Raw genomic sequence first — 6185 nt, forward strand, 5'->3', positions numbered from 1 at the left:
CGGCGGCGGCGAGGGAGGCGGCGTTGGCGGCGTTGGCGTTGGCGGCGGCGGTGGCGGCGTTGGCGGCGAAGCCGGCGGCATTGGCGAAGCCACGGGCGTTGAAGTGGGCGGCGTTGTTTGCGGCGACGTTGGCCCTGATATCGTCGGTTGGCACAACAGCCGCAACCGACGATATCAAGACGCTGCGCAGAAGCAGGGCTGTCAAATCACGTTCGCGCGCCCACTCCTCGGTCAGCACCGCGTCCCACCACACCGGCAGCACTCGTGCCGCCGCCCGAAACGCAATCCAAACCGCCGACTCGCGCGGCTGATCTTTCAACCACGCCTCGAGGCTCTCCCGGTCTTTTATGTCCACACTCTCACTCATCACCCCGAACCCTGCCCCGCCCGTCCCTCGCTGTCCAGCGCGCGCGGCGTTAACCCCGGCCTCGGCGAAACCCGCACCGACGCGATACCGACAGGATACCGACGCGATACAGTCCCAATATCCTTCCGCTTTCCAAGGCGTTAACCCTGATTCGCCCGCTTACCGCGCCGCCAGCATCGCCAGCCGGATGAGCGCCCGCTCCACCAGCGCCATGTCGGGCGCCCGCTGTCCCGCCGAACGCAATTGCAGGTCGGTGTCGGTGAGGATGGTCAGCCCCTGTTGCAGCTTCTCCGCCCCCCAGCCCTGCGCCTGCCGCAGCATCCGGTCGCGGCGCGGGCCAAAGATCGGCGGGCGCATCCGGGCGATGCCCTGCGCCGCCCCACCGGGATCGGACGCGGCGGTGTAGAGCGCCCTGAAATGCCGGGTCGCCCCGATACACAGCCCCACCGGCTGCACCCCCTGCGCCTTCAACCGCCGCAGCACCGGACCGATCTCGCCCGACCGCCCCTCAGCCACGATATTGAGGATATCGTCCAGATCCGCCTCGGTCGAGGCGGGCGCGCAGGCGGCGATATCTTCGGCCGAGAGAGGTGCGTCATCGCCCAGCTTGTAGAGCGCCAGCTTCTCCATCGTCTGACGAAAATCACCGGGATCGAGGTCGCGGGCGAGCGCCGTGAGATCGGCCATCACCGGGCCGGGAATGTCGCGCAGACCGGCCTCTCCGAGCACCCGCTCGATCTCCTCTCGCGAGGGCGGTTCATCATAAATTCCAACGGCATAGGCATTGGGATGCGCCTCAAACGCCTTGCGAATCTTCGAGGTGGCCTTGAGCTGCCCGGCGGTGACGATGATCTGCGCGTCGCCCTCCTGCCAGTCGCTCAGCGCGGCCAAAATCGCGTCGGCGGCGCTGTCATTGGCATCCTCGACAAAGGCCGCACGCGGCCCCGGAAAGAACCCCTGCGCCTTGATCGCATCGATCAAGGCCGCAGGGTCCTTGCGCAGATCGCCCCCCGGCATCCGGGTAAGACGCATTTCCTCATCCGCACCCGGACCGAGCAGCGCAGCAAGCACGTCCTGACGTTTCAGCGCAACGCGCATGGCGTCGGGACCATAGATCAGCAGCCCCGTACGGTGCGGTTCGGGCCGCGAAAAATACCGGGAAGCATCGCGCGACGACAGTTTCATTCCGGTGCGGCGGGCGCTTCGGCCAGAAGCCGGGTCAGGACCTGATCGGCAAGAATTGTCATGAGCCGGGCCTCTGCGTCGCGTTCGGCGGCCTGCACCGCCACAGTGCTACCGGTCGTTGAATATCCGGTGAAATTCCTGACATCACCAGCGGTTAGAACTGCGCCGGTCTCGATATCACGCAAGGCATATGTAACTTGACCGAGGAGATTGAAGCGCGACGTGACGTTGCTTCGGCTGATGGCAATGGCCTGGGCGTCAAGCATGATCTCGTAGCCAAGCGCAAAGCGCGGATTGGACGCGCGACCCAGCCGCGTCTCGATCTCCCGCGTCAGAAGATAGCCCGCACGGGTGTCGGGGGCATCGACCTCGACCTGCCCCATCAGGGCGGCTCCTGCCCCACCCGGTCCATAGGCGGGCGCAAAGCCGCAGGCAGCAAGCGCGCCAAGGCCCGAAAGGACAAGGAGACGGCGGTTAAACGACGACATTCACGATCCGACCGGGGACGACGATGATTTTCTTGGGCTGGGCCCCATCCAGCGCCTTGACCACAGCATTGTGGGCCAGCGCGGCTTTTTCAACCTCGGATTTGTCCATGTCCGCAGGCAGCGACAGCTCACCCCGGCGTTTGCCGTTGATCTGGATCGGCAGGATCACCGTCTCGTCGATCAGCATGGCCGGGTCGGGTTTGGGCCATGCGGCTGTGGCAACCAGCCCCGCGCCGCCCAGCAGGGACCAGATATCCTCGGCCAGATGCGGGGTCATCGGCGACATCAGCTGCGCCAGCGTGCGCGCGGCGGTGGTCTTGGCCGCCTGCCCCGCCTGCGATTTGGCGAGGCTGTTGGTAAAGGCATAGAGCCGCGCGATGGCGGCGTTGAAGCCGAAGCTGTCAACGCCCTTGGTCACCTCGTCGATGGTCTTGTGCATCTCGCGCAAGAGCGCCTCATCGGCTTGCGGATCGGCCTCGCCAGGGGTCTGCGCGATCTCGGACGCGATGCGCCAGACGCGGGCGAGGTGGCGATGCGCGGCCTCGGCGCCCGAGGCAGTCCATTCCACGTCCCGCTCGGGCGGGCTGTCGCTCAGGACGAACCAGCGCGCGGTATCGGCCCCGTATTCCGCGATAATCGTCGAGGGATCGACCACATTCTTCTTGGATTTCGACATCTTGGCGGAGGGGATCACCTCCACCTCCGTGCCGTCAGCCAGCCGCCCCTCGGTGACCTCTTCGGGCAGGTGATAGACCGGGCGGCCCTTGACATCCCGCGTCTGATAAATCTCGTGCGTCACCATGCCTTGCGTGAACAGCGCATCGAACGGCTCGATCGCCTTTTCCGGCAAATGCCCGCAGATATGCATCGCCCGCGCGAAAAACCGCGAATACAAGAGATGCAGGATCGCGTGCTCGATGCCACCGATATACTGGTCCACATTCATCCAGTACTCCGCCTCGGCCATATCCGTGGGCGTCTCGGCACGGGGCGCGGTGAAGCGGGCGTAATACCACGACGAATCCACAAAGGTGTCCATCGTGTCGGTCTCGCGCAGCGCAGGTGCGCCACAGGCCGGGCAGGCACAGTCGCGCCACGTGGGATGCCTGTCGAGCGGGTTGCCGGGGACGCCGAAATCAATCGGCGTGCCGCCCTCGTCATAGGGCAGCTGCACCGGCAGGTTCTCTTTCTTCTCGGGCACCACGCCACAGGTCTCGCAATGCACCACCGGGATCGGACAGCCCCAATAACGTTGACGGCTGAGGCCCCAATCGCGCAGGCGGAACTTGGTCACGCCCTGCCCCACGCCATTGGTCTCGCAAAACTCAATCGCCGCCTCGACGCCCGCCTCGCCGGTCTGCGCTTCTTCCCCCGCCACAATCCGCGTATAGCGCACGCGCTCGGATTTGAGCGGCACGTAAGGCGCGGCTTCGATGTCGTGCTCCGCATCCATCGGCAAGAAGGTGTCGATGATCGGCAGGCCGTATTTGCGCGCGAAATCATGGTCGCGCTGATCATGGCCGGGGCAGCCGAAGATCGCGCCGGTGCCATAGTCCATCAGAATGAAATTGGCGATATAGACGGGCAATTCCCACGCGGTATCAAACGGATGGCGGCAGGTCAGGCCGGTGTCGAACCCCAGCTTTTCCGCCTTCTCGATGGCCTCGGCGGTGGTGCCGCCCTTGCGCGCCTCGGCGCAGAACGCCGCCACATCCGCGCGCTCGCGCTCCAGTTGGCGGGCCAGCGGATGATCCGGCGAGATGCCGATGAAGGACGCGCCCATCAGCGTGTCGGGCCGGGTGGTGTAGACCTCAACCCGGTCATGCCCATCAGGCCCGTCATTCAGGCCAAAGGCGAATTGCAACCCGCGCGACTTGCCGATCCAGTTCTCCTGCATGGTCCGCACCTTGGCGGGCCAGTCGTCGAGCCCGTCCAAAGCCTCCAGCAGCTCCTCGGAAAAATCCGAGATGCGGAAGAACCATTGTGTGAGTTCGCGCCGCTCCACCTCGGCACCAGAGCGCCAGCCCTTGCCGTCGATCACCTGCTCATTGGCCAGCACGGTCATATCCACCGGATCCCAGTTCACCACGGCGTTCTTGCGGTAAACCAGCCCTTTTTCGAGGAAATCGAGGAACAGCGCCTGTTGCTGGCCGTAATACTCGGGATCGCAGGTGGCAAACTCGCGGGACCAGTCGATGCTCAGGCCCAGGGGCCGCATCTGGTCGCGCATGGTGGCGATATTGGCGTAGGTCCAGTCCTTGGGGTGACCGCCGCTTGCCATCGCGGCATTCTCGGCGGGCATGCCGAAGGCGTCCCAGCCCATTGGGTGCAGCACGTTATGCCCCGTCGACAGCTTGTAGCGTGCCACCACGTCGCCCATCGTGTAGTTGCGCACGTGGCCCATATGGATGCGCCCCGAGGGGTAGGGGAACATTTCCAGCACATAATACTTCGGCCTGGCCTCATCCCGGCGGGCGCAGAATATATTGGCTTCCTGCCACGCCTGTTGCCATTTCGCTTCGATTTCCGCGGGTGAATAGCGCGACATGGGCCGTGCCCCTCTTGCTCTGTCAGATGTTGCAAGGGGTGATAGGCGCTTGTGTGGGCCGGGTCCAGACTCCGGCTGCAAAAATGCGGGGCTTTGCGGTACCGATGCACGTGATTATAAACCACGCAGACACACAAAGCAGGCACCTTCATGAAAATCCTTTTCATCCACCAGAATTTTCCGGGGCAATACAAACATCTGGCGCCACTGCTGGCGCAGCAAGGGCATCACTGCGTGGCGCTGACGTTGCGCGTCAAGGAAGCGACCACGTGGAAGGGCGTGCGCGTGCTGCCCTATGCCCTGCCCAAGCGGGAGACGCAAAAAGTGCACCCTTGGCTTGTAGATCTGGATACAAAGGTAACGCGCGCCGAGGCCTGCTACCGCGCGGCCGTCAAACTGCGCGAGCAGGGCTACACGCCCGATCTCATTATGGCGCATCCGGGCTGGGGAGAATCGTTGTTCCTGAAAGATGTCTGGCCAGACGCGCGGATGGGGCTCTACTGCGAACTCTATCACCTTACCGGCCACCCTCACCTCGATTTCGACCCGGAATTCGCCAGCAAGACACCCGAGACCGAGCCCCTGCGCATCCGTCTGAAGAATCTCAACAACCATCTGCATTTCGATCAGGGAGACGCCGGCATCAGCCCTACACGGTTTCAGGCCGATACCTTTCCACACCCCTTTCGCGACCGCATCACCGTGAGCCATGACGGTATCGACACGATCACCGCCTGCCCGCAGTCTGATGTGCGGCTGGAGGTGGAGGGCGCGGGCACCCTCACCCGCGACGATGAGGTTATCACCTTCGTCAATCGCAATCTCGAGCCGTATCGCGGCTATCACATCTTCATGCGCGCACTGCCGCGCCTGTTGCGCGAGAGGCCCAGGGCGAGGGTGCTGATCGTCGGCGGCGACGAGGTGAGCTATGGCGCGCGGCCACCCAAGGGGCAGACGTGGAAGCAGATCTTCATCGATGAGGTCCGTGGCCGAATTTCCACGCCCGATTGGCAAAGGGTACATTTTCTCGGGCGCATTCCATACGACCGTTTTCTAAGGCTGTTGCAGGTGAGCCGGGTACATGTCTACCTGACGTATCCGTTCGTGCTGAGTTGGTCGCTGATGGAGGCAATGAGCTGCGGTGCCGCGATTGTCGCCGGTGACACAGCGCCGGTGCGCGAGGTCATTACTCATGATGAAACCGGGCGGCTGGTGGATTTCTTTGATGGCGACGGGCTTGTGAAGGAAGTTTGCAAACTTATGGATGATGAGGCCGCGCGTCGACGTCTGGGGGTGGCGGCCCGCGATCTGATCCGGGCGCGCTATGATCTGCAAACGATCTGCCTGCCGCGTCAGGTGGCGTGGGTCGATGAGGTGGCAGCCGGAGAGGCGTGAGGCGCGCGCCGGTCGCAGGTTTGCACCGGGGCCATTACACCAGCTTTGTGTGGGGGCCGTCGTAAAGAGAAAGTCTGGCCTGGAGCTGCCGTTCAAGTGCAGCACCAATGCGCGGAATCAAGGTGCCGCAGGCACCGCCGCGCAGCGCCCGACCGCCCCCTCGGGCGGGCGCTTTTGCAACGTTTCAAGCCATTGAAAACGC

Annotated in this window: 5 protein-coding genes; 1 reads left to right on the top strand and 4 read right to left on the bottom strand. The window is 64.0% G+C overall.

Features of this window, described 5'->3' with window-relative positions; genetic code table 11:
* From Q0X85_RS02195 to leuS, 4 genes are all read right to left on the bottom strand, one after another.
* The coding region (locus tag Q0X85_RS02195) for a hypothetical protein (RefSeq protein WP_297768388.1) at nt 1-367 on the bottom strand (367 nt) is incomplete at its 3' end.
* A gap of 159 nt (nt 368-526) precedes the next feature.
* Nucleotides 527-1552 (bottom strand): DNA polymerase III subunit delta, encoded by a 1026-nt coding sequence (gene holA, locus Q0X85_RS02200; protein WP_297768390.1) that lies wholly within the window; start codon nt 1550-1552, stop codon nt 527-529.
* The gene (lptE, locus tag Q0X85_RS02205; protein WP_297768392.1) at nt 1549-2040 is read right to left on the bottom strand and encodes an LPS assembly lipoprotein LptE; all 492 of its coding nucleotides are present in this window, start codon (nt 2038-2040) and stop codon (nt 1549-1551) included. The genes holA and lptE overlap by 4 nt, the downstream gene beginning before the upstream one ends.
* The gene (gene leuS, locus Q0X85_RS02210; protein ID WP_297768394.1) at nt 2027-4588 is read right to left on the bottom strand and encodes a leucine--tRNA ligase; all 2562 of its coding nucleotides are present in this window, start codon (nt 4586-4588) and stop codon (nt 2027-2029) included. The genes lptE and leuS overlap by 14 nt, the downstream gene beginning before the upstream one ends.
* Nucleotides 4589-4738: 150 nt before the next feature.
* Here leuS and Q0X85_RS02215 point away from each other — a divergent pair, with 150 nt between their 5' ends.
* A complete protein-coding gene (locus Q0X85_RS02215) occupies nt 4739-5983 on the top strand; it encodes a glycosyltransferase (protein WP_297768397.1) in 1245 nt (414 codons plus the stop codon).
* Nucleotides 5984-6185: the final 202 nt, after the last annotated feature.

The organism is uncultured Roseovarius sp., assembly GCF_947259555.1.
In the GTDB taxonomy this organism is placed as follows: domain Bacteria; phylum Pseudomonadota; class Alphaproteobacteria; order Rhodobacterales; family Rhodobacteraceae; genus Roseovarius.